The 24,780-nt window shown below is 41.0% G+C and carries 24 protein-coding genes and 1 pseudogene; all 25 read right to left on the bottom strand.

The genetic code is table 11. The annotated features are described in order from the left end of the window. Positions 1-132: 132 nt before the first annotated feature. The 25 genes and pseudogenes from ACTNB8_RS04215 to ACTNB8_RS04095 all read right to left on the bottom strand — a co-directional run bounded on the left by ACTNB8_RS04215 (position 133) and on the right by ACTNB8_RS04095 (position 24,700). Positions 133-1,365, bottom strand: a complete 1,233-nt coding sequence (locus ACTNB8_RS04215) for an MYG1 family protein (protein ID WP_441052563.1) — start codon at positions 1,363-1,365, stop codon at positions 133-135. 96 nt (positions 1,366-1,461) lie between these two features. Continuing rightward, positions 1,462-2,007: pseudogene (locus tag ACTNB8_RS04210) on the bottom strand (HAD family hydrolase); the annotation flags it as partial. Positions 2,008-2,023: 16 nt separating this feature from the next. Beyond that, the gene (radA, locus tag ACTNB8_RS04205) at positions 2,024-3,400 is read right to left on the bottom strand and encodes a DNA repair protein RadA (RefSeq protein WP_441052555.1); all 1,377 of its coding nucleotides are present in this window, start codon (positions 3,398-3,400) and stop codon (positions 2,024-2,026) included. Next, positions 3,394-3,807, bottom strand: a complete 414-nt coding sequence (locus tag ACTNB8_RS04200) for an endosialidase (protein WP_441052553.1) — start codon at positions 3,805-3,807, stop codon at positions 3,394-3,396. The genes radA and ACTNB8_RS04200 overlap by 7 nt, the downstream gene beginning before the upstream one ends. Positions 3,808-4,103: 296 nt before the next feature. After that, entirely contained in the window at positions 4,104-6,581 is a 2,478-nt protein-coding gene (locus ACTNB8_RS04195) for an ATP-dependent Clp protease ATP-binding subunit (protein WP_441052552.1), read from the bottom strand. Positions 6,582-6,600: 19 nt separating this feature from the next. Then, positions 6,601-6,978 carry a GntR family transcriptional regulator gene (locus ACTNB8_RS04190; RefSeq protein ID WP_296156381.1) on the bottom strand — a complete coding sequence of 126 codons (378 nt, stop codon included), beginning with the start codon at positions 6,976-6,978 and terminating at the stop codon, positions 6,601-6,603. A 102-nt stretch (positions 6,979-7,080) separates the two neighbouring features. After that, complete coding sequence (locus tag ACTNB8_RS04185; protein ID WP_441052550.1) at positions 7,081-7,851, bottom strand: SseB family protein; 771 nt, start codon at positions 7,849-7,851, stop codon at positions 7,081-7,083. Between the two features lie 24 nt (positions 7,852-7,875). Continuing rightward, complete coding sequence (gene purD / locus ACTNB8_RS04180) at positions 7,876-9,150, bottom strand: phosphoribosylamine--glycine ligase (protein ID WP_441052548.1); 1,275 nt, start codon at positions 9,148-9,150, stop codon at positions 7,876-7,878. After that, on the bottom strand, positions 9,147-9,785 hold the full coding sequence (gene purN / locus ACTNB8_RS04175; RefSeq protein WP_441052546.1) for a phosphoribosylglycinamide formyltransferase: 639 nt from the start codon (positions 9,783-9,785) through the stop codon (positions 9,147-9,149). Before purN ends, purD begins: the two co-directional genes overlap by 4 nt. Beyond that, on the bottom strand, positions 9,779-10,804 hold the full coding sequence (gene purM / locus ACTNB8_RS04170) for a phosphoribosylformylglycinamidine cyclo-ligase (protein WP_441052544.1): 1,026 nt from the start codon (positions 10,802-10,804) through the stop codon (positions 9,779-9,781). The genes purN and purM overlap by 7 nt, the downstream gene beginning before the upstream one ends. 39 nt (positions 10,805-10,843) lie before the next feature. Then, positions 10,844-11,344 carry a 5-(carboxyamino)imidazole ribonucleotide mutase gene (purE, locus tag ACTNB8_RS04165; RefSeq protein ID WP_441052543.1) on the bottom strand — a complete coding sequence of 167 codons (501 nt, stop codon included), beginning with the start codon at positions 11,342-11,344 and terminating at the stop codon, positions 10,844-10,846. Positions 11,345-11,461: 117 nt separating this feature from the next. Further along, positions 11,462-13,153 carry an aminopeptidase gene (locus tag ACTNB8_RS04160; protein ID WP_441052561.1) on the bottom strand — a complete coding sequence of 564 codons (1,692 nt, stop codon included), beginning with the start codon at positions 13,151-13,153 and terminating at the stop codon, positions 11,462-11,464. A 356-nt stretch (positions 13,154-13,509) separates the two neighbouring features. Next, positions 13,510-14,100 (bottom strand): HD domain-containing protein, encoded by a 591-nt coding sequence (locus ACTNB8_RS04155; RefSeq protein ID WP_296156374.1) that lies wholly within the window; start codon positions 14,098-14,100, stop codon positions 13,510-13,512. Position 14,101: 1 nt separating this feature from the next. Next, on the bottom strand, positions 14,102-14,416 hold the full coding sequence (locus ACTNB8_RS04150) for a DUF6142 family protein (RefSeq protein ID WP_441052541.1): 315 nt from the start codon (positions 14,414-14,416) through the stop codon (positions 14,102-14,104). Further along, positions 14,400-14,873 (bottom strand): VanZ family protein, encoded by a 474-nt coding sequence (locus ACTNB8_RS04145; protein ID WP_441052540.1) that lies wholly within the window; start codon positions 14,871-14,873, stop codon positions 14,400-14,402. Before ACTNB8_RS04145 ends, ACTNB8_RS04150 begins: the two co-directional genes overlap by 17 nt. Before the next feature lie 19 nt (positions 14,874-14,892). Beyond that, positions 14,893-15,045: a hypothetical protein gene (locus tag ACTNB8_RS04140; RefSeq protein WP_441052538.1), complete on the bottom strand. Its 153-nt coding sequence runs from the start codon at positions 15,043-15,045 to the stop codon at positions 14,893-14,895. Between the two features lie 220 nt (positions 15,046-15,265). After that, positions 15,266-15,946 carry an orotate phosphoribosyltransferase gene (gene pyrE, locus ACTNB8_RS04135; RefSeq protein WP_441052536.1) on the bottom strand — a complete coding sequence of 227 codons (681 nt, stop codon included), beginning with the start codon at positions 15,944-15,946 and terminating at the stop codon, positions 15,266-15,268. A gap of 225 nt (positions 15,947-16,171) precedes the next feature. Further along, positions 16,172-17,128 carry an SH3 domain-containing protein gene (locus ACTNB8_RS04130; RefSeq protein ID WP_441052535.1) on the bottom strand — a complete coding sequence of 319 codons (957 nt, stop codon included), beginning with the start codon at positions 17,126-17,128 and terminating at the stop codon, positions 16,172-16,174. Between the two features lie 17 nt (positions 17,129-17,145). Further along, entirely contained in the window at positions 17,146-18,537 is a 1,392-nt protein-coding gene (locus ACTNB8_RS04125; RefSeq protein ID WP_441052533.1) for an alginate O-acetyltransferase AlgX-related protein, read from the bottom strand. 11 nt (positions 18,538-18,548) lie between these two features. After that, positions 18,549-19,943, bottom strand: a complete 1,395-nt coding sequence (locus ACTNB8_RS04120) for an MBOAT family O-acyltransferase (RefSeq protein ID WP_441052532.1) — start codon at positions 19,941-19,943, stop codon at positions 18,549-18,551. Between the two features lie 25 nt (positions 19,944-19,968). Beyond that, the gene (locus tag ACTNB8_RS04115) at positions 19,969-20,595 is read right to left on the bottom strand and encodes a hypothetical protein (RefSeq protein ID WP_441052530.1); all 627 of its coding nucleotides are present in this window, start codon (positions 20,593-20,595) and stop codon (positions 19,969-19,971) included. A gap of 14 nt (positions 20,596-20,609) precedes the next feature. After that, complete coding sequence (locus ACTNB8_RS04110) at positions 20,610-21,422, bottom strand: transglutaminase-like domain-containing protein (protein WP_441052529.1); 813 nt, start codon at positions 21,420-21,422, stop codon at positions 20,610-20,612. Between the two features lie 60 nt (positions 21,423-21,482). Further along, positions 21,483-22,271: a hypothetical protein gene (locus tag ACTNB8_RS04105; RefSeq protein WP_441052528.1), complete on the bottom strand. Its 789-nt coding sequence runs from the start codon at positions 22,269-22,271 to the stop codon at positions 21,483-21,485. 26 nt (positions 22,272-22,297) lie between these two features. Then, entirely contained in the window at positions 22,298-23,242 is a 945-nt protein-coding gene (locus tag ACTNB8_RS04100; protein WP_441052527.1) for a transglutaminase domain-containing protein, read from the bottom strand. 132 nt (positions 23,243-23,374) lie between these two features. Beyond that, on the bottom strand, positions 23,375-24,700 hold the full coding sequence (locus ACTNB8_RS04095) for an MATE family efflux transporter (protein ID WP_441052559.1): 1,326 nt from the start codon (positions 24,698-24,700) through the stop codon (positions 23,375-23,377). Between the last annotated feature and the right edge of the window lie 80 nt (positions 24,701-24,780).

The following is a 24,780-nucleotide window of genomic DNA, read 5'->3' as shown; positions in this document are numbered from 1 at the left end:
AATTATTTTTCGTTTTTTCAAAACTTTTTAAATTGTTGATGCAGAAGAAACAATTTCTTGCGACAGCTCAGTTAGAATAACACTTTCCAACCGGGCTGTCAACACTTTTTTCCATTTTTTTCAAAATATTTATCAGGAACCCGAAGGTATCCTCATAATTATCTTCTTTTTATCACTTTGCACCATTGTAAGAACTGGTATATGTTTCTTGCGAAACGCATGTACGACAGGATACGTTTCAAATACATTGCCCTCCACATATACTGCTTCCGGTTTGTATTTTAGAATCTTTTTTACCTGCTCTTTTATCATCGCCTTCCATTGAGACTTATCCAGAGTAATGTCTCCATAAACCCCATCTGTTTCCAGTTCTGGCAATTCCGGCAAGGCTATGTGCTGTATTCTTGAATTTTTCATATGCGGAAGTTGTCTGAGAAGAAAATCTGCTTCTTCTCCGCCTCCCAGATTCACTATAACAGGTTCATCGCTGAAACATCTGAGGCTTATTCTGCATGCTTCTTCTGCATCTTCCAGCGTTCCTGTCGTCATCAGAAATCCGCCCTTGTGGCAGAAAACGGCGCTTTTCAGTCCTGTTACTTCTTCCAGCTTCTGACTTTCCAGTCCGAGCCATTCTGACGGGAAACAACATTTATAATTCATGGAATACTCTTTTTTCTGCGGCTGAACACAATATCCCCCTCGATTTGATGGAAATATCACAAACGCAATATCAGATTCAGAAAGACGTTTCTGACATGGAATAAACTCCGGCAGTACAAGAATCCGTCTGTCCTCATCTGTCAGACTCCCCAGCTCCATATCATGCTTTTCCAGCATCTGATCTATTCTCTTATCTGCACGCTCATTTCCAAGATATCTTTCAAATTTATGATCCAGTACGAGTCCTGCCACACTCACTGCCTGAAAAAATGCGGTGTCATTATTATCCTCCGCATCCCATGTCGGATTAAATCCTCCTATCAGAGATGCAAGCTCATTCTTATCACCTGTGTTATCATTATTATCCAGAGGCTGCACAAAGCTTATGTCGAACTGTTCTGCCAACTCGTTTCCAAGTATTCCCCTTCCCAGATCCTCCCAAAGAAGTCCAAAAGCAGCATATCCTATACCATTGTCACGGACTCTGCTGTTTTTCTGATGATGATCATATGTACCTCTTCCAATATCAAAAATAATTCCGTCAAACTCTTCCGGAACCCTGTTTTCTCTGATAATTCTGATTTCAGGATTCAGATACATTAAAAGAGCTGCTGAGAAAACATCATCGGCATGAAATTTTCCGTTATGGGTCAAAGCTACAGCATTGCTTTTGGTAATCTGTTTCTTAAGTTTCTGACCGACAATATTTCGAAAATAATCTTTTACATCATTCAGTGATGGAAGTATACATTCGGCAAGATTCTTCATTTCTTCCGTCGGTGCAGAAAGATCCGGTACCATGATTGGACGCATTCCTGCTGCACTGGCAGCTCGTATTCCATTATAGGAATCTTCTATTGCAAAAACCTCCTTCTGTTCAATCTGAAGCTTTCTGAGCGCCTCCAGATAGATATCCGGTGCAGGCTTACTTCTGTCTACCATGTCACCACATACGATTTCATCAAAATATTCCAGGAGTCCACCCTCTTCAAGTTCTTTAAGCGCAGCTTCTTGTATGGTAGAAGTCGCAACTGCTGTTTTTATCCCATGTGATCTCAGATATTCCAGCAACTCTTTCAGACCTGATTTCTGTGGAAGATTCCCGCCCGCTGCATTTTTCTGAAAAAGTATTGACATTTCTGCTTTATATTCATCATATGGAAAATCCTGTCCATAATATTTCAGGAACATTTCTTTGGTGACCACTTCACTTGTTCCGAGACAATCTTTGTAAAGAATTTCAATATCAGGAATATGATACTTATCTGCAACAACTTTCCACATTTCGATAGCCAGAGCTTCCGAATCAAAAATCACCCCATCCATATCAAAAACAACAGCTTTCATACCTTACCTCTTCATTTCATTTGTTCATAATAAATCTAATTGCGTCCTGAATCCAGGATACATATACCAGACGTATCCCCTGAATCTTCTCTGTTGCCGATCTGCAGACCTCGGGAAGAATAACCGTATCAAATCCCAGTTTTCTTGCCTCTGCTACTCTCTGCCCCGCCATACTTACAGCACGGACCTCTCCGCTCAGTCCAATCTCTCCAAATGCCATTACTCCATCCGGAATAACAATATCTTTACAGCTGGATACTACTGCTAGAGAAATTCCCAGATCTATCGCAGGCTCTGTCATTTTCATTCCCCCTGCGATGTTGACATATGCGTCACAGGCTGCCAGGTGAATACCAACCTTTTTTTCCAGCACTGCCATTAAAAGATTTACCCTGTTAAAATCCGTTCCAACTGCCGTACGTCTCGGAATACCAAAATTGCTCTGACACACAAGTGCCTGTATCTCCACCAGAATCGGCCGTGTTCCCTCCATTGAGCAAGCGACTATAGAACCTGATGTTCCACTAGGTTTTCCATTCAGCATGAATTCTGAAGGATTTTTTACTTCTTCCAGACCTGTGCTTCTCATTTCGAATACGCCTATCTCATTTGTTGAACCAAAACGGTTCTTGACGGCCCGCAGAATTCTGTAAGAAGCATGTCTGTCACCTTCAAAATAAAGAACTGTGTCAACCATATGTTCAAGAACTCTCGGCCCTGCAACATTACCTTCTTTTGTGACATGACCGACTATAAAAATAGAAATACCCAGCCCCTTCGCAATCTGCATGAGGATATTCGTGGATTCTCTTACCTGCGATACACTTCCCGGTGCAGAACTGATATCTTCATGAAACATGGTCTGAATAGAATCAATCACTACCGTATTTGGTTTTTTTCGTTCAATCACTTCTCGTATTGTTTCAAGATTTGTCTCGCACAGTATCTGCAGATTCTCATTGAATTCACCCAGTCTGTCTGCCCTCAGTTTTATCTGTCTCAGAGATTCTTCTCCTGAAATATAGAGAACCGCATTTCCTGACTGTGCCAGATTTCTGCACACCTGTAAAAGAAGGGTGGATTTTCCGATTCCCGGATCTCCACCCACTAACACAAGAGAGCCGGGGACGATACCGCCACCCAGCACTCTGTCAAGCTCACCAATCTCTGTCAGACGGCGTTCATCTTCAGATAAACGGATATCCTTGAGTTTTACAGGGTCATTTTTCTTTGACGTACCTGCTGCCCCACCTCCAGCCGGACTTTTTTTGGAAGAAACGGTTTCCTCCACAAAAGTATTCCATGCTCTGCAGCCCGGACACTGTCCCATCCATTTAGAAGATTCATATCCACATTCCTGACAAAAATAAATTACTTTTTTATTTTTCAGCATTTTTTGATTTCTACTTTTACGGCTTTATCTCCCCCAAGTTCAACACTGAAAGAAAGTTTACCGCCAAGATTAGTTTTCATTTTTCCGGTATCTTCGCCATCAATGGAAACACTGTATTCTGTATCTGCTTCCATTTCCACAGTAATCTGTGCATCTTCAGCACCTTCTACTTCAAAACTCATACTGGAACCATCCTGTTCCAGAGAAAAAACAGTTGTTCCCGGTACAGATTCATATACAAACATTCCATTTCTTTCCAGCTTGGTAATTTCCTGGAATGTTTTTACTTTATACATATCTCCCTGATGAGGATAATCTGATACTTTTGATTTATGTGACAATTCATAATTGCCGAAGCTTATGCTGCCATTTTCTTCTGTTCGGATCAGTTCCTTAACTACTGCCATGATCTTATGTCCTCCTAAGACTTTTCTTGTGTTTATTGCCCTTTCACCTGTATATCTCCCACAGATGACTGAGTTATTTTATTATAACATCCGGCCCTTTTTTTGACCAGTATCCTGATCAAGATTTAACATCTTTTTTTTAGAATTTAAGTAACTGTTCACAGGTAATATCCCGCGAGGTGTTTTGCCATGAATATGGCAAAATCCCGAGACATACGGGGCAAAATCCCATCACCGAAGGTGATTTGGAATGGATTTTGACCAAGTTGCTGTGAACGGAGTGAACAGTAACGAATTTAATCCTTTTCATCTGTTTCTTTCTTTACAGGAACAAATTTCAGTTCTTTCTGATGCAGCTGTACTTTCACGACATCTCCCCTGTGTATCCTGCCTTCCAGGATTTCATTTGCAAGAGGATCCTCAAGTTTTGTCTGAACAGCTCTTCTTAACGGTCGTGCACCATATTTACTGTCAAAACCTGCTTCCGCAAGAAACTCTTTCGCTGATCCGGTAACTTTGAGTTCAATTTCCATCTGTTCTAGGCATCTTTTCTCAAGTGTCTTCAGAAGAATTCCCACAATTTTACGTATATGAGCCTTATTTAATGGATGGAATACCATAATCTCATCAATACGATTCAAAAACTCCGGTTTAAAAATTCTGCGGACTTCTTCCATAACATTGGATTTCATACGTTCATAATCCTGTTTTTCATCAGGGCTGTTCAAAAATCCCAGTTTCTTCGGCTCAATAATTGACTGGGCACCTGCATTGGAAGTCATGATAATGATTGTTTGCTTAAAATCGACTTTTCTTCCATGCGCATCTGTAATATGACCGTCATCAAGTACCTGAAGAAGAATATTAAATACATCCGGATGCGCTTTTTCAATCTCATCAAACAGAATAACACTGTACGGATTTCTTCTGACTTTTTCACTGAGCTGGCCGCCTTCATCATATCCTACATATCCCGGAGGAGAACCTATCATCTTGGAAACGCTGTGTTTCTCCATATACTCTGACATATCTACACGGATCATTGCCTGTTCACTTCCAAATACAGCTTCCGCAAGAGCCTTGGAAAGTTCTGTCTTACCCACTCCGGTCGGGCCCAGAAACAGGAATGAGCCAATCGGTCTCATCGGATCTTTCAGTCCCACACGTCCTCTTTTTACAGCCTGTGAAACAGCCTTTACAGCTTCATCCTGTCCAATCACACGTTTATGAAGTTCTTTCTCAAGACGTGCCAGTCTCTTTGTTTCACCTTCTGTCAGCCTCTGTACAGGAATTCTGGTCCACTCTGAAACAGTTTCAGCAATCGAGGCCTCAGTTACTGTCATATGTTTACGTTTTTTCTTCTTTTCTTCTTTTTGCCTGATTTCATTAATTCTGGCTTCAGCGTCTCTCTGTCTCTGCTGCAGTTCTTTTGCATATGGCAGATCTGCGTTCCTGATAGCCTCTTCTTTTTCTTTCTGTATCTCGCGAATTTCTTCATCCAGCTCTTCCAGTTCCGGAACAGATTTATAGCCTCTGAGCTGTACTTTTGCCGCTGATTCATCAATAATATCAATTGCTTTATCTGGAAGAAACCTGTCATTAATATATCTTTCTGCCATTTTTACTGCTGCTTCCAGAGCCTCATCTTCAATCACAACACCATGATGTTCTTCGTAATATGGACGCAGTCCTTTAAGGATTTCCAGAGTTTCAGCTTCTGAAGGTTCATTTACAGTCACCGGTTGGAAACGTCTTTCCAGTGCCGCATCTTTTTCAATATATTTGCGGTATTCTTCCAGCGTGGTGGCTCCTATCAACTGTATCTCGCCTCTTGAAAGAGACGGTTTCAGGATATTTGAAGCATCCAGAGCTCCTTCAGCGCCTCCTGCTCCGATGATCGTATGAAGTTCATCTATAAAGAGAAGTATTTTTTTGTCTGCGCTGACTTCATTTATTACTTTGCGGATACGTTCCTCAAACTCACCTCTGTATTTGCTTCCTGCAACCATTCCCGAAAGGTCAAGCACAACAACTCTTTTATCCTTTACTGTATCCGGTACTATTCCGGAAACAATCCTCTGTGCAAGTCCCTCAACAATTGCGGTTTTTCCTACTCCTGGTTCTCCTACCAGGCATGGATTGTTTTTGGTTCTTCTGCTCAGAATCTGAATCAGTCTTGTAATTTCTTTATCTCTTCCTACAACCGGATCAAGTTTTCCCTCTGCTGCCATTGCAGTCAAATCTCTGCTATACTGATCCAGTGCTGGTGTAGAAGTTCCATTCTGTTGTTTACGTTCTGGCTTCATCTGGGAAAAATTCTCTGCATTTCCTTCATTTTCGATGCCCGTTGCAGACAGCACTGCTGCAAAAAGTTTTTGAATATTAACTCCCATTGTATACAGAAGTCTGGTTCCAACACTGTCAGTTTCTTTCAGCATTGCAAGAAGAAGATGTTCCGTTCCTGCCTGGCGGACTTTCTGACGGTCAGCTTCTTTCTGCGCCTGCAGGATAATTCTGTTTGCTCTTGGGCTGTATTCCAGAGTTTTCTCTGCTGTAAGTACTTCTGAAGGTGCAATCAATTCTGAAATCAGAGTCTGAAGTTTTTCGGGATCCACACTGAATTCTTCAAGAATCTTTCCTGCAGTACCTTCTTCTTCCTTTAAAAATCCTATCAGTATATGTTCTGTTCCAATATAAGAATGCCCACAGGACTGTGCGGTTTCTTTTGCCAGCTTTAATACATTCTTAGCCTGTCTGGTAAATTTTGCCTGCATACCTAATATGTTGTCCTCCTTATCCGTCTATTCCATATTCATCAAAAATCTCATCAATCAGCTCGTGAACCTCTGTTCTGGTAACATTTTTACAGCAGCCTCTTGCAAGCGCAACCATAAGATTTTCTTTCATTTCTTCCAGCGCCTTGATTTTGTCCACATCTACTGCGATAATCGCCCCTCTTCTTCTGTCTATCGTAACAAAGCCTTCCTGCCTCAGAAGAGAGTATGCCTTATTGACCGTATGCATATTAATACCAATGGTATCTGCCAGCTGACGGACTGACGGGAGAGGATCTCCCTCGTGAAGCCTCGATGTGGCAATTCCCATTATAATCTGGTTCATCAGCTGAACATAAATCGCTTCGTCACTGTTAAAATCAATTTCAATGACCATTTAATCAGCCTCCTTGGTAACGATGTTATACATATGGTAGCACAATTCAGAAATTTTGCAAGATAAATTTAAAACAGGCAGCCTCCTTGGCCGCCTGTCATTTTAACCGAGTATTTTTTTGAGCTGTTCTTTGTTTAGCAGAAGATTGAATCCCATAGGATTGACAACTATAGCTTCTGCCTGTTCCATAAGAATCTGTGGAAGTTTGTCAAATGGAAGTTTTGAAATTCTCAGCTTTCTGCCTTTTGCAAATTTTTCAAATTCCATGACATCTGAAAATACCGGCTGAAGGATCTTGCCTTCTTTATTTTTCAGATATGGAATCCTGATTCTTTTTGGCTCTTCCGGATCAGGTTCCATCGCAACCAGAAATTCTGATTTTTTAAGATTTACGATAAGTTCCTCTTCCAGTTCACGCAGATTAATTTTCTTGCGCTCCTCCTCATCTATCGGACGACGGAGCTGCTGCATAAAATATATTCCTGAAAGTTGAAGTGTAGGATTGATCAGCGGACGCTTTGCGGGTTCCATTTTTTCGAGATTCGGTTTTCTGACAATTTTCTCCAGGTCAACCTCTATCTGCTCTTCATCTCTGTTCCAGATTACTGTATTGGCTCCGATAGAAAACAGAAGTCCGTACATTCTTGGAAAATCTTTTTTATCATAACGCATCCCCATTACAAGATTTTTTTCTTCGATTTTCTTCTTTCCAAACTCTTTCAGCTGATCTTCATTTGCAAAAAACCAAACCTGATCATTATATGTTTCTTCTCCGCAGGTCACATAGGGAAGTTTTGTTGCCTGAGAATAAACGATAAATACACTTTCCCTTCCCTGAATTTCTTTTACTGCTTCTTCTACACTAATTCCCATTTAAGTTCCTCTTTCTTTATGTTTTCAGGCCTCATCAATGGCTTTTCCAATATCATGTCTCATGTATTTATTAGAAAACTGAATCCATTCTGTTGCCTCATAAGCATTTTTTCTGGCCTCCCTGAGATCACTGCCTGTTGCTGTGATTCCAAGAACACGGCCTCCGTTTGTGACGATCTGTCCATCCTGGAATTTTGTTCCTGCATGGAAACAGTAATATCCGTCTTTATTTTTGAAATTCTCAAACCCGTACATCGGAATGCCTTTTTCATATTTTACCGGATATCCGTCACTTGCCAGAACAACACAGACAGCTGCATTGTCGTCAAATTCCAGTTCCACCTGATCCAGTGTTCCGTTTACACAGGCTTCCATCACTTCAATGATATCTGTTTTCATTCTTGGCAGTACTACCTGAGCTTCAGGATCTCCAAAACGCGCATTATATTCAAGCACTTTCGGTCCGTCTTCTGTCAGCATCAATCCAAAAAAGATAATGCCTGTAAAAGGGCGTCCTTCTGCTGCCATGGCATCAACTGTTTTCTGGTATATGTATTTCTTACAGAACTCATCTACCTCATCTGTATAAAACGGACTTGGAGAAAACGTTCCCATACCGCCTGTATTGAGTCCCTTGTCGCCATCCATTGCTCTCTTATGATCCTGAGCAGAAGTCATCAACCGAATTGTTTTCCCATCAACAAAAGAAAGTACAGAAACTTCTCTTCCTGTCATAAATTCTTCAATGACCATGGTATTTCCGGCATTTCCGAATTTTTTATCTTCCATTATTTCCTTAACACCGGCTTCTGCTTCCTCAAGGCTGTTACAGATCAGTACTCCTTTTCCAAGTGCAAGTCCGTCTGCTTTCAGAACAATTGGAAATTTTGCCTGGGTTCTGAGATATGTCAAAGCTTTTTCCGGATCGTCAAAGTTTTCGTATGCAGCTGTAGGAATTCCATATTTTTTCATAAGATCTTTTGAAAAAGCTTTGGATCCTTCAAGAATTGCGGCATTCTTACGCGGTCCGAAAACCTTAAGACCTCTCCCTTCAAACACATCAACCACACCACCGACAAGCGGATCATCCATACCTATGATTGTAAGATCAACTGCATTTTTTTCGGCAAAATCAGCCAGTCTGTCAAATTCCATTGCACCGATCGGAACGCATTCGGCATATTCAGAAATTCCTGCATTTCCCGGTGCACAGTAAATTTTATCTACCTTTGGGCTCTTTGCCACACTCCATGCAATGGCATGTTCTCTTCCGCCGCTTCCAACAATCAATACTTTCATGCTTTTCTCCCGTCCTTAACTATAACTTTTCCGTTCTGTACTGTTACTCTGTTATTGGCTATCAGATCTATAGCACGCGGAAGAATTTTCCATTCCGCCTGCTCCATAACTCTTCTCTGGAGAATTTCCGGTGTATCTCCCTCCTGCACCTCTACTGCTTTCTGCAGAATGATCGGTCCGGTATCTGTCCCGTTATCTACAAAATGTACTGTAGCGCCGGTGACTTTAACTCCTCTTGCAAGCACTCCTTCATGAACTTTCAGTCCATAAAATCCAGTACCACAGAAAGACGGGATCAGTGACGGATGAATGTTAATGATCCTGTCAGGAAAGGCCTCTACAATCATCGGTGGAACAGCAACCAGATATCCTGCAAGTACAACAAGATCTATCTGATTTTTCTTAAGTTCTTCAAGAAGTGCTCTGTGAAACTGTTCTCTGTCATTATAATCTTTCGGAGATATACATTCTGCCTTGATTCCATGGTCTTCAGCTCTTTTCAGGGCATATGCTCCTGCATTATTACTGATTACCAGGCTAATTTCAGCATTTGTGACTGCTCCTGCATCTATGGCATCAAGGATCGCCTGCAGGTTTGTACCTCCTCCGGAAACAAGCACACCAAGTTTTAACATAAGGTCACTCCCTTTTCGCCTGCTTCAATACGTCCTACTACATATGGTGTATCACCTGTTTTGCGGATTGCTTCCATTGTTTTATCCACGTCTGCCGAGTCAACAGCCATAACCATTCCAAGCCCCATATTAAATGTATTATACATCATTTTTTCTTCAATATCACCTTTTTTTGCAAGAAGATCAAAAATAGGGAGTACAGGGTAACTGTTTTTATCAACTACAGCCCTGGTTCCTTCTTTAAGCATACGTGGAATGTTCTCATAGAATCCACCGCCTGTGATATGACTGCATGCATGAATGCGAACGCCGGCATCTTTAATACTCTTCAGCGCTTTTACATAGATTCTTGTCGGTGCAAGAAGTGCCTCGCCAAGAGTTGTTCCAAGCTCATCGTAATAGGTGTCAAGAGACTCCTTTGTCATTTCGAATACTTTACGTACAAGCGAAAATCCATTGCTGTGTACACCTGTGGATGCCATTCCGATCAGCACATCTCCAGGATTCAGTTCCTCACCTGTCAGAATATCTTTTTTATCAGTAACTCCTACTGCAAAACCCGCAAGATCATATTCATCTTCCGGCATAAGTCCAGGATGTTCTGCTGTTTCCCCACCGATCAGAGCTGCACCGGACTGTACACATCCTTCTGCAACACCACTTACGATTTCGGCAATTTTCTCCGGATAGTTTTTGCCACAGGCAATATAATCCAGGAAAAACAGAGGTTCCGCGCCTGCACAGGCGATATCATTTACACACATGGCTACTGCATCAATTCCGATAGTATCATGTTTATCCATGATCATGGCAAGTTTAACTTTTGTTCCGCATCCATCTGTACCGGATACCAGCGTAGGTTCTTCCATCCCCTTGAATGCATTCATAGAAAAAGCCCCTGAAAATCCACCGATTCCTCCAAGTACTTCCGGTCTCATTGTCTTTGCAATATGTTTTTTCATCAATTCAACTGATTTATAACCTGCTTCTATATCAACGCCAGCCTTTTTATAATCCATATCTCTTCTCCTCTTCTCGGTATTTAATTGTAAAGTTACTTAATATTCTTTATAGCCAACTTCCTGAAGTCTGGCATCCTTTGCTTCTACCTGTTCTTTCAGTTCCTGACTGTAAGCTTTCAGTCTGTTCAGAAGTTCAGAATCTGATGTCGCCAGAATTTTTGCTGCCAGAAGTCCTGCGTTTGCTCCGCCATTAATAGCTACTGTAGCAACCGGGATTCCTGATGGCATCTGTACGATGGAATACAGAGAATCACGTCCTCCGAGGGATGTTGTATGCATCGGAATACCAATAACAGGCATTGGAAATATTGCCGCACACATTCCCGGAAGATGCGCTGCCATTCCTGCACCTGCAATAATAACCTTAAATCCTCTCTCTTCTGCACTTTTTGCATAATCAAAGAACACATCCGGTTCTCTGTGTGCAGAGATGATCTTCATTTCGTATTCAACGCCCAGCATGTCAAGAATTGCTGCCGCTTTGCTCATAACCGGCATATCTGAGTCGCTTCCCATTACAATTCCTACTTTTTTCATTGGTGGCCTCCTTTTTCTTATATCCAGGTTGATTCTACTAAGATTCTAATTTTGTGTCAACCGAATTTCAGAAAAGAAATATTTTGACAGGCAAACAGTTTTTGTATATTTGTCTTTCTATTTTTCAAAAGGTCTGTTCAGTTCCTCTGTTCCCGGAAGTACAAAACGACCGTTCTCAATAATGGAAGTACTCTCTCCGTCTTCGTCAATAACCTGAATACTTCCCAGTTCTTCATACGGAATTGTAATATCCGTGTGACAGCCATAATAAGCCATGCTGATATCTTCCTTACGAAGAGCAGAGATCTCATTATCTCTTGCAATAATTTCTCTTCCATCAGGATTATATACCGGAGTGTCTTCCGCCCAGCTGTAACACGTATCACCAACTGCAAAATGTGGTCCCATCTTTTCTGCAATAAGGATTGGAAGTTTATCTGCTATGCCATATTTTTCTGCTGCAACATAGGCGGTAGTATTTGTTCCTATTGCAAATTCACCCATAGGAATCTTGTTATGATGATGAAGGATATTGTCTTCTATATATGCCCTGTTCTCTTCTTCTGTCTCAAAATTGCTGCAGGAATAATCAATAACCTGTCCACAGTCAAATACCAGCTTGAGATCACGGAACTGAAGTCCATTAAGGTAAACCTTTTTTACATGAAGGATTCCGCCGGTTCCTGCCAGAACAGGAGACGTAAATACTTCCCCTACCGGGATATTCACATCAGCCACACAATTTTCAAAGTTTGTCTGTTTCTTCACATCTTCCAGCTCATGGAGATGCACGATCAGGTCTGTTTCGTTTCCATCACAGCCTTTGATCGCAACCCACTGACAAGTATCCAACGTTTCGATGATCGTCTGCTGTATTTTTTCGTAAAGTTTATAATCCAGTGTGTTGATCTTTACAATCTCGTGAAAAATCTCCGGGTAATTCCCGCCTATTTCAGGTACCGGATATGCAATGATAGTAAAACTTCTTTCGTCTCCCGGAATATAGCGATTGACAATCTGACCGGACTCGTTGTTCATTTCAACTTCCAGTTTCTGCTGTGCTTCTGTAAGCGCCCAGGCTTCCGGTTTGTTCACCGGTGAAAACGGTTCCTCTCCAAAAGTATCTATACATGCCGGACCGCCATGAACTTTTGACAATTCTTTATAATTTTCATAGGCATTCTGCATGGAACGGAGTTTTCTCTGGACAAAATCACTGTCCATAAAAAGAGCGCAGTCCTGTCTGTGATCGTAATCATACTGAGGATTGGCAACAGCACCTGTATATCCGATACGATAGACACCTCTTTTGTTTACTGCATGGGTTGCATGGCGGTAGATTACCGGCTCAAGTCCCATTTCTCTGAACTGCATGATCGCAGCACGCACCATTCTCTCAAATCCGAGATTATAACGGATATTAACTGTCTTTTTGACAGAGAGATCTTTTCTTCCATTAACGAATCCAATGCGGTAACCCTCTGTATAAGTTCTCGCCATACTGTCTATCTCTTCCTGTGAAAGCGTGTTCAGATATTCAGCAACTCCTGTTTCATTTTCTGAAATATATTCTCCGAAAAAGTACAGATATCTCAGATCAGTAAGATCAGAATTCATGATAATATCTGTTGCAAAATTTCTTGAAGGATCGACAGCTTCTGCAATTCTGTCCTCCATCATATCCTGGCAGTAATCATTCACATAAGATTTCAGGATATCTTCTATACTTTTTACAGACGGCAGTTCCCCATTCTCAAATGACGCATATACCTCAAGAAATAATTCTGCCGCCACAGTATAATCCCACATTTTTTTCTCGAAGGCATATACAACTGTTCCTCTCAGTTCACTGTAAAGAAAGCCGAAAACCTTTCCGTATTTTCCAAGCTGTTTTTCGGCATATGCCGGATTTCCATAAGATGTTTCATAGTTATCTTTAAGAAGTTCCTCATACAGTCTGTAATTTTCCTGTCTGAGTTCTTCCAGTGTTTCTGTACGAACATCTTTCTCCATAATATCGGCTGTTTTACACAAAAATTTCGCTGTTTGCTGAAAAAAATCAATAAATCTGCTCTGCACTGTTCTTTCCGTACAAATCTCACGGATTCTGTTTTCTGCCAGCTGATAGCGTTCTCTAAGTAAATCGTCCAAATGCGTATCTCCTTTCAGTCATCTGTTACATGCCCAAGCTGAATATGTCTGTCTATAAGTTTTTGCATATATTCCCAGATTTCCCGGGATCCCTCTCCTGTATGCTGATTTCTTTTATAAATCTGACTTTTATGAACGCCATGCTCTTTCCAGCTTTTTCCATCTGAAGCATCGTTCAGAAGCAGCGGCTGACAGTTATCCAGCGTTCTCGCAAATTTTGCCTCCGGAGTTTCATATGCTTCAAATTCTTCCCAGAGACTCCTGAGCCACTGTCCCTGATCTTCCGGCAACATTCCGAATATTCTCAGCGCTGCCTTTCGTTCCCGTGCTTCTGTCTCTTCCGGATCTTCTCCAGAATAAGCATATGTATCTCCTGCATCAATTTCCACAAGATCATGTATCAGAACCATCGGAATCACCTTCGAGAGGTCTACATCTTCGTTGGAATACTCTTTCAGAAGGACAGCCATCAGCGCAAGATGCCAGGAATGTTCAGCATCATTTTCTTTCCGGCTTGCATCTGCAAGATATGTCTGACGCATGATTTTTTTGACTTTGTCGATTTCGACAATAAAATCCATCTGTTTCTGTAAACGATCTTTCATATCATACCCCCATCAGGAAAAATCCCAGCCAGCATACCAGAATAATTCCATTCAAAATCGAACCCACGATATTCGTCCGATGCAGTCTGTTTTCCTCTGAAAAACCTGTAAGCCCAAGTATAAAACCATCTGCGGATAAAAGTGCTGCAAACAGACAGATTCCTCCTACTACAAATCCATAAGTACCGTTTAATAAATAAGCGGTTATTACAGCCGCTACAAACAGCAACAGGGAAGCAATCGCCAGTCCCACTGACAGCTTCCCTTTTGATGATTCTTTCTTCTTTATTATTGCATATCTATATCGCTTTGCCATAATGCTTTCTCCTCAGATAATTACAGACAGCAAAAGCCAGATAACCAACTGCTGCCCCAAGTGTATTCAGAATCAGGTCATCCACATCAAAGCAGCCTGCCTTCGTAACAAGCTGAACAGTCTCCACAAACAGACTGAGCATAAATCCTGACAATATAATAAAAAAACCACTTCTGCATTTTCTGTTGATCACCGGCAGGATAAATCCATATGGAATAAATCCGATCACATTGCCGAATATGTTTGTAAAAACAGCCAGTACGCCCAGCTGTTTTCTGTAGACCCAGAATCTTCGGATCTCCACAAATGGTATCAGATTGTATCGATACATCCGCTCCTCGGTTGCAATACGTCCATATTCTTCTGAAAAGAACAGAAAGTATACCAGAAGCAATATATACAGCACAAAAAGAAGAAGGCTCAGTCGTCTGATTTTACGCTTCGTATTATCTTTCAATGTCTGCCCCTAACCAAAATCATATTAAAATATCTGATTTTCTTTTCAGAAGTCTGGCACCGCTGATGATCATCATTACACCTGCGGCAATTCCTGTTACCAGTGTTACAATTCCTACAGCAACACTGCATGCACCAATTCTTGACATTGTTTTATATATTTTTTCGTTCAAATTCAGGCCTCCTGTCAATTAAAGAATGCCTCGGCATTCTTGCTGCGAGATGTGCGTCATGCAAAGCATGACATATTTCTTTTGCGCATCTCTGCAATCCTGCCGGAGGCTATATCAGATGGGAGATTGACTCCCACCACTGATATTAATTTGCTCCTCGCCACCTAAAGAGGTGGGAGTCATCTCCCAGCTGATATACACAGTTACAGTTCTCTTTTGCTTATTTTGCTCCGTACTGTGCATAATAAGCATCAATAGCTGTTTTCAGCTCATCATTAATAATGATCTGTCCTTTGTATTCTCTGTTATAAAGATGTTCAATAACTTCTGCCATTGTAACGATGGCGTTTGTTTCAAATCCATAAAGGTCATGTACTTCATCAAGTGCACATTTCACTCCGCCTTTACCAATCTCCATACGATCCAGAGATACCATAAGTCCAACAATTTCAACGTCTGCTGCTCCTCTTACTTTCGGAACTGTTTCTTCCATTGATTTGCCTGATGTTGTAACATCCTCGATCATAACCACACGGTCACCATCTTTTAATTTGCTTCCGAGAAAGCTTCCCTTATCTGCACCATGGTCTTTTTCTTCTTTACGGTCTGAGCAGTAACGGATTTCTTTACCATATAATTCACTGAATGCAATTGCTGTTACAACGCTGAGCGGTATTCCCTTGTACGCCGGTCCAAACAGTACATCAAAATCATCTCCATATTTATCATGAATAGCCTTTGCATAATATTCTCCGAGTTTTTTCAGCTGGGAACCTGTTACATAGCCGCCTGCATTCATAAAGAAAGGAGATTTTCTTCCACTTTTCAGTGTAAATTCTCCAAATTTCAGCACCTGGCTGTCTACCATAAACTCTATAAATTCCTGTTTATACTGTTCCATATCCAAACCTCCGTAAGTATATCTTTTGTTTAATTTTTAAATAAACTTATATTCTTTCATATTTTAACATACTACAGAAAAAATAACAATTACAAACCTGTTCAAAAAATACCTGTCGGCATGACTCATCATCGTCTGCCAGCAGGTACTTCTGATTCAGTGTACTCTTCAGTTTTTATAGTTTCTGTTCACTTCATTCACCGCAGCCCGGTCAAAAACCACTCATTAATACTCTTCATATCCGACGCTTCCGTCTGAATAAGTGATCTCATAATATCCATGTCCGCTTCCGTCGCAGTCATCATATGCCTGACGGCTTACTTCTGTTACAGGCTGCGCTGCTGCTGCGGCCTGTGCTTCTGCCGCTGCCTGAGCCTGTGCTGCCGCTGCTGCCTGCGCTTCTGCCGCCGCCTTAGCTGCTGCTTCTTCAGCTGCTTTCTGTTCAGCAACAAGCTGGTCAACTTTTTCTTTATCTTCTGTCACATAGAGATGAGATACATATCCCTCTACTGTCTCGCCTTTTACCTTGATCCAGCCAGGGCATACTGCTGTTGCCTTGAACTCGGCGCCAAGTACAACAACTTTGACAGCTTTTGCATCTGTGGAAGGCTCTTCACGCACATTTACTTTTGTTGTTGCATAGACTGTTTTTTCTTCATCAAAAGCCTTTTCATCCGCTTTCTCTGAAGCTTCCTGATCTTTGCCTGCTACATCTTTGTAGCTGATATAAAACATACCGTACTCTTCATAAAGAGAAGGTTCATTCCAGTCTTCTGTTTTTACATCTTCAAAAATGTGTTCTGTTCCGTCTTCCATTGTAAGTACAAGGTTGTTGATTTTTTCTTCTGTTGCTTCTGTTGCTTCTTTTGAATCAGCGTCTGCTGTTGCTTCTGTTGCTTCTTTTGAATCAGCGTCTGCTGTTTCTTCTGCTGCAGCTATACTGTCTGCTGTTTCTTTGACGCCTTCTTTTATTTCTGCATTTTTTACTTTTACAGTTGTAGTATTTTTAACTGTAAGATCTCCGACCTGAAAATCTTCTGCTGCAGCTTCATCTGCCTCATCAGTTGTTTCAGTCTGCTCAACAGCAGTATCTTCTGCTGCAAATGTCATTGCAGGAGCTCCTGTAACCATCGCTACTGTAAGTGCAAGGCTTAAAATTGTTTCAATTACTCTTCTTTTCATTTTGGTTTCCTCCTCTGTCAGTCCTTTGCAAAAATAATATCTGCACTTTCATCATTACCTGTAAGAATTTCCAGATTACCTTTTTCTGTGGCTGTTCCAACAGGAAGATACAATGTAAAACCTCCACAGTCTGTTGAACCGTCATCCAGTGTCACATCATTTGGAAAGGCTTCATATACCTTATCGCCATCTGTTCTTACATATATTCTTGATTCTGTATCCAGATATTTTTCTGCTATTCTTCCACTGATTTTCAGGTAATTTCCCTGAGTGATAATTTCCAGATCTTTTACTGCCTCCGGATCAGCCTTGTCTTCACCTGTGCTGACTGTTCTTTCAGGTGCAGGCATTACCGGTGCACTCTCCGCCATTTCCGGAAGAAAACGCTCTGCTCTTTCTACAACAACCGTATCAGCCACCATTGTATCCACGTCTGTCAGCTGATAAGGAATTCCTCTTGAAAAATAGGCATTTCCATATGCATCAGCCATAAACGGAAGAAGTGCATTTCCAAAAGAATCCCTGTACATAACAAGACTTCCTGTCTTTACAGGATTTACTGTGGTTATCCTTGGATCAAAATTACTTCCCACTTCTCCAACATAAGCAAATGTTGTCTGTCTGTCATAATATATTTCATCTTCCGGTGTTGTTGCAAGAGGATAAAGCATCTCGTCCAGATCCCCGGTAAAGTCAGTCTTTACTGTGTAGGTTTCGTCCGTATAGGACTCATGCTCTTTTCCAAGCCCCTCCAGCAAAAAATCTGATGCGCAGGCAGCGCCTTTGTTATTCCAGTGTGAATCTCTTTTATGATATAAAATCTCATCTGCTTTTGCAAGTGGCTCATAAAGATCCACGTAAGAAACATTTTCATTTTTCAGATATTTCTGAAGGTTAATGAGATTTTTATTATCAGATACTTTGTAGCTGTCATAATATGGCATATTTTCATCATATAATGAATTCTTGTTCGGTGCAACAGTGAATGCAAACTGAACATTTTTTTCTGCAAGATATTCCTGCATTAGAGACAGAATATGAGAAATATTATAAAGGCTTCTGTCTTTCAGAAGATTTTCTCCGAGATAATCTTCCAGAGAGTCTTTGTAATAAAGCCAACCGTCTGTCCCCTGGATCACACCGGAAGCAGTAGATGTTCCCAGTATTTTACCATTAATAAGGGCATTTGCCGTAACCAGTTCATTACGGAATGCAAAGTGATCCTGAAAATATTCTCCAGCATCATTCAGCCACTGTACATTGATGCCCTCTTCTGTCTTAAGTTGTGGAAATTCTGCCAGAGTTCTGTTTTCGGAAGAACTTTCCTGGCCTGTCACCGCCATTCCCACAAAAGGAACCAGGCAGACTGCAAAAAATGCCGCAATATACAGCACCTGTAATTTTTTCATACCAGTTCCTCCTAAAAGCGAAAATAAATAAACGGGTTATAAGTTCCACCGGCAAGGCTCAGGATACAGAGTAAAAAACCTCCGAGGCTGAACACATATGTCAGTTTACTGTAAGTTTCATTTCTGCTCAACATCTTATGTACCGGTGTACATGCGATCAGAGCACATACAAACGTCAGGATATAAACCGGTGTCAGCTGCTGCATTACTAGACTCAGCGCACCCGCACTCATATTAAATCCTGTGAACATTTTTTTCACAAAAAGCCCACCCTGTGCCATAGTATCGGCCCTGAAAAATACAAATCCAATACATACTGCAAGGAGTGCATAGATATGCTGAAAAATACTCTTCAGACGTCCACCTTTCTTCGCTATTGCAGGTACATATTCTTCCAGCATCAGGAAAAATCCATGATAGGCTCCCCAGAACAGAAAGTTCAGAGAAGCGCCATGCCAGATACCTGTTACAAGAAATACGATCATCTTGTTCACAACTGTGCGGAATTTTCCCTTCCTGTTTCCTCCTAACGGAATATACAGGTATTCACGGAACCAGCCGGACAGGGAGATGTGCCATCTTCTCCAGAATTCGCGGATACTGGAGGACACGTATGGATAATCGAAGTTTTCTTTGAAATGGAATCCAAACATTCTTCCAAGTCCCAGTGCCATATCACTGTAACCACTGAAATCAAAATAAATCTGAAGCATATAGGAAAGTGCGCCAATCCACGCACCTGTACCTGACAGAAGCCCCGCTGATGCATTAAAAATATTGTCTGCCACCATTCCCATTGTATTTGCAATAAGTACTTTCTTTGACAGACCTGCCACAAAACGGCGGATACCTTTGCCAGTTTCATCTACTGTCTGTTTACGGTTATTGATCTCCAGTTCCACATCGTGATATTTGACGATTGGCCCTGCGATCAGCTGCGGGAAATAGGAAATATAAAGAAGCACTTTGCCATAATTTTTCTGTGCTTCAACCGTTCCTCTGTATACATCGATCACATAAGATAATGCCTGGAACGTAAAAAATGAGATTCCTATCGGCATCTTTATATCAGGAACTGAAACGCTCAGTCCCGTAACAGCATAAAGAGAATCTGCCAGGAAACCCAGATACTTAAAGAAGATCAGCAGTCCGATATTCAGTATCACTGCTGCTGTCATAATCCATTTTTTATTTTGAGGTAATGCTGCGATCAGCCTTGCAAACAGATAGTTTCCAAAAGCCGAAAGGATCAGCACTATTACATAAATTGGTTCACCGTATGCATAAAAAACCAGACTTGCAATTACAAGCAGTATGTTTTTGGCCCGCATCCCGGGCAATACGAGATGCAAGCCAAAAACTACCGGTAAAAAGACACACAGGAACACCATTGAACTAAAAACCATGGTTGTCTCTACCTGTTCTTTTTATTTATTTTGATACTACTTCAATAACTGTTTCCTGTCCTGTTGCACGGCTTACAAATGTGCCTACACGATAGTTCGCATAATCAAGCTGATATTCCTGTCCATCTCCGTAGCAACCGTCAACTGCTGTTCTCTTACGCGGGCTGCCGATCAGTGCAAACAGAACCGCAGCACTGGAATGTTCTTTTGATGCACTGCGAAGTTTCTGAGTACGTTTTGCATCGTATTTTCCGGTTCTGGAGTTAAAGCACCAGAATTTACCTTTCGAAACATAATCGCCTTTTACCATATGGCTGTATTTGTCAAAGCCATATTTTTTACCTTTGATGGTTTTGATGGCGAGATATGGCTCACCCCATTTACTTCCACCTTTATAAGCAGCTCCGTTTTTACCGAAGTAAAATCTGTAAGTCACTTTTTTATGTGTTTTTTTGTTTTTTATTTTAACGCTTTTCCAGGTGTTTTTTACTTTTCGACCTCTGACATAATAATAATATTTTCCTTTTTCTTTTTTGAGTCCTTTTTTGACTGCAGCCTGTACTTCAGTTACAGAAGTAACGCCTTCCATTACAGGTGTCTGCAGGAAACACAGACACAGTACTACTGCAAGTACTTTCATCCACTTTTTCATACTATACCTCTATATTACAGAATCACTTCGCATTTTTTCACTGCTTTGTATACAGATTTTACAGAAGATACCTCCTGTGCATATGTTCCGACATCTTTTCTCGTAGAAAAACGTGCTGCATTCGGATCATAAACATGCCATTTACCGTCAGCGAGTTTTACCTCTGTCCATGCATGTTCCTGTGCTCTCTTTTCATTAAATACTGTGCTTGTTCCCCAGCATACACGTACCGGAAGACCTGTTGCACGTTTTGCAAGTACGGCAAATGCAGATGCAGAATAATAGCAGTTACCTTTTTTCTTACTCATCATTTTGTAGGCACTGTCAGTGATCTTTCTCTTATTGAAGCTTCTGCTGTTCAGACCCATCACACGTCCATAACCATATTTCTTTGTGCAATTAAAAAGTTTCTTAAGAGCTGCTTCTTTTTGTTCTGCTGTTGTAACTCCTGTCCCGATCTTCTGGCTCTTAATAACAGCGTCTGCTTTCTTGATCATTTTTGCATTTACAGACTGGGATTTACCTGTGTAAGCGCCTTTTGCATTAAATTTCATTGCTTTATATACAGTTTTGCCTTTGCTCTTTGTCTTAACTGTATACCAGCCTGTTTTGCGCACACCGTCAGATCCGAGATAATATGTTTTACCTTTGATTTTTTTGAGCTTGTTTTTAACCTTTTTTCCTTTTACATAATAGCAATATCCGTTAGTTTCTTCTACCCAGCCTGTCTTTTTTGCAGCTGATACTGTTGCCGGAACCATTCCTGCAACAAGACTACATAGAATCAGTGCGATCATTAAAAATCTGCATGTTTTTTTCTTTTTCATTTTTCTTTTTCCTTTCTTTTTTGTATTATTTTAACATTTCAATATTTTATTACAATATCATCAGATGCCCTTGACATACTTTCTATTCGGTTTGTAATTCGGCCTTCCTTCTCTTCCACTGAGATTGTAATTCATTGCATAATACCATTCTTTTTTCCCGGTACTTTTTGCCCAGTTCGGATCATAAACCTTTCCTTTTATTTCCGCCCAGCCATGTCCGCCTGACGAAACGGTATATGCCTTATATCCCACAGCATTTGCAAGATACGCAAATCCTGCTCCCATGGCATAACAGTTGCCTCTTCCTCTGAGAAGCATTCTTTCTGCATAATCCACATCCCAGGTAGAACTGTAATAAAAGGTACCGCCATCACCATACCGGAAAGTAAGTGCCTTATTATAACATGCCCTCAGTTTCTGTGATTTTGACATTTTGTTGTTTGTAATACTGTCCACTACTTTGCTGGCGTAAACCATAACTTTCAGTTTACGAAGCTGTTTTTTGTTATATGAAGCAGTGCCATTTTTTTTAAGTCGGATTCCATTTACTTTTGTAGATGTTTTCATATAACCGCCGGCACCATTACTCTGTCTGAAGAAATAGTATTTCTTATTGATACAGCGCCAGCCGGTTCTCTGAATGCCTTTTGACGAAAAGTAGTATTTCTTTCCATTTACGGTAACAAGCCCTTTTGATTTTTTGCCATTTGCATCTAAATAAAAAACATCACCTTTTGCATTTTTTGAAAAGCAATTAGTTTTTGCTGCTGCCTGAACATTGTACATGCTTATAAACACAAGGCAGAACATGAACAGTATCGCAAACACAATATTATTTTTCTTTTTCATACTTTTCCCTCCTGCTGTAACGCATATTAAAACTTAAATAACGTCCTCTGCTGAAGCGTATAAGATGTTGTAAAACCAGCCGAACCAAAGCAGCCACCCCAGCCTGCATAAGCACCTTCAGGATCATAATGTCTGCCATCGATCATTACCCAGCAATGTCTCGTGTATCCGTCACTTGCTCCATCTCTGCTCCCCGGAACACGTCCGCACATCAGATACGGATTGTATCCCAGTTCTTTTGCAAAAGCTGCAAATGCACATGCAAAACTGTAACAGTTTCCTCTTTTCAGGGTAAGCATTCTGTCTGCTGTTACCAGATACCATTTGGAGGCCCTCAGATTCGGATAATACGCAGTTGAGTACCCAAAACCACCGTTACGTACCAGATAATTATAGCAGGCACTTAATTTCTGCCCCTTTGACATTTTGTTGGTCGTAATAGAATCCAGAACGTTCTGAACATTCATTCTCACTTCCAGGGAATAAGAATATTTCGCCTGGCCTTTAGAATTAAATTTTACGCCCTGATAACTTCCGCCTTTTTTGATCTTCCCATGCGAATCTGCATAGTACATATATTTGCCAATATGAAACCAGCCAATCTTTACCTCGCCTCTTTTGTTTACGTAGTATGTACGGCCTCTGACTTTGACGAAAGCAGATGGGTTCTTTTTATAGAGACGTCCGTCTTCCCTGAACAGATATCGCACACCTTTAACGCTGTGATTCGTCGTATAGGCATATCCGTCTTTGCCAAAGTAATAGTAATAACCCTTAATTTTTTTCCATTTTTTCTTCAGTTTCTTACCTTTTTTGTAGTAACAGTACTTCCCCTCTCTTTCCTTATAAAAGCCATTTTTCTTCTGTGTTCTGGTGCTTGCTGCCTGAACTTCCTGTCTGATAACCGGCACAGCGATCTGTACAGTCAGAACTGCTGCCAGTATGATCAGGAAAGCGCGTAATTTCTTCATGCTTTCTCTTCCTCCTTCATGCACCTTATCAATTTCTATTTTTACATAAAATTACTTCTTTGTCCATAATATTGCAAATATTTATTAATGGTTACCGACGCAATATTCCTTGAAGCGTTTTGACATTTTTTATTATTTTCTGGCCGAAAATGTTTTCCTCATAATATGGAAATAATATGGTATCAGCGGGATCAGCGCTGCAATCCACGCCATAGGATCTGCAAGACAGACTCCCGCAAAACTTGTCTTCCCGGCAACAAAAACAACAATTGCAGTTCTTGCGACAAGTTCAAACACACCACCCATCATAGGCACCAGGCCATATCCCATTCCCTGTAGCGCATTTCTGAAGAGAAAAATTGTACACAGGAATGGATAGGCCCAGAAAACCGTATGAAAATATGTCACTGAAACGTTGATCACATCTGTCTGGGAAGGACTGACAAAAAGCCAGGTGAAATATCTTCCGCAGAAATACATCAGTACCATTTCTATAACGCTCCAGATAAGAAGCATGATCCAGCAGTAATTTACCCCCTGTTTTACGCGATCCATTCTGTCTGCGCCCCGGTTCTGGCCTACATAAGTAGCAATTGTCGCTCCCATGGAGACTGCGATCATCGTAATGATATTCTGAATCTTTCCTGCTGCTGAAAAACCTGCCATATACGTTGTTCCATAAATATTAACTGCACCCTGAACAATAATGGTTCCGATAGCAGTAATCGAAAACTGAAGTCCCATAGGTACCCCAAGTGCGATCAGTCTCGAAAAACTGTTCAGACGGATTTGAAAATTTTTCTTTTCCAGATGCAGGATATGATATTTCTTTTTGATATAAGCAAGGCAGCATATTGCTGATATTCCCTGTGCAATAACAGTTGCATACGCGCAGCCATTTACCCCCATTCCAAGTCCGCAGATCAGTGCTATATCAAGGAACACATTGATTCCTGCCGAAATAATAAGAAAATATAACGGTGACTTTGAATCCCCAAGTGCCCGTAGAACAGCAGCAAGTATATCATAGGCTGCTGTTACAAGAAGGCCGGCATAAATAATTCCCATATAGCCTTTTACATCACTCATCAGATTTTCTGGTGAATTCATCAGTCTCAGTATAGGTTCATTCAAAGCCAGAAATCCGACTGTCATAACTACAGCAAACGCTGCCATCAGATAAATCGACATGGCAACATAATGGCGCATTTCATCATATTTACGTGCACCAAACCGCTGCGCCACGATAATTGCAAACCCACTGCTCAGACCGTTCAGCCATCCGGTCACGAAAAACATCAGTGAACCGGTGCTTCCAATTGCAGCCAGTGCATCTACACCGATAAACTGTCCAGCCACAATTGAATCTACTATATTATAAAATTGTTGAAAAACATTTCCAAGAAACATGGGAATCATAAACTGAATAATCAGTTTCACAGGATTTCCAACAGTCATATCATTTGTTCTGTTCTTTTCCACAATAACCTCGTTTCCCAAAAAACAGGAAAAAGCTTTCGCCTTTTCCTGTGATATGT

Source organism: Blautia sp. HCP28S3_G10, assembly GCF_052065235.1.
Lineage (GTDB): Bacteria > Bacillota > Clostridia > Lachnospirales > Lachnospiraceae > Blautia_A.
Note: the sequence above shows the minus strand (reverse complement) of the source record. Positions and strands in the feature narration are given on the sequence as shown.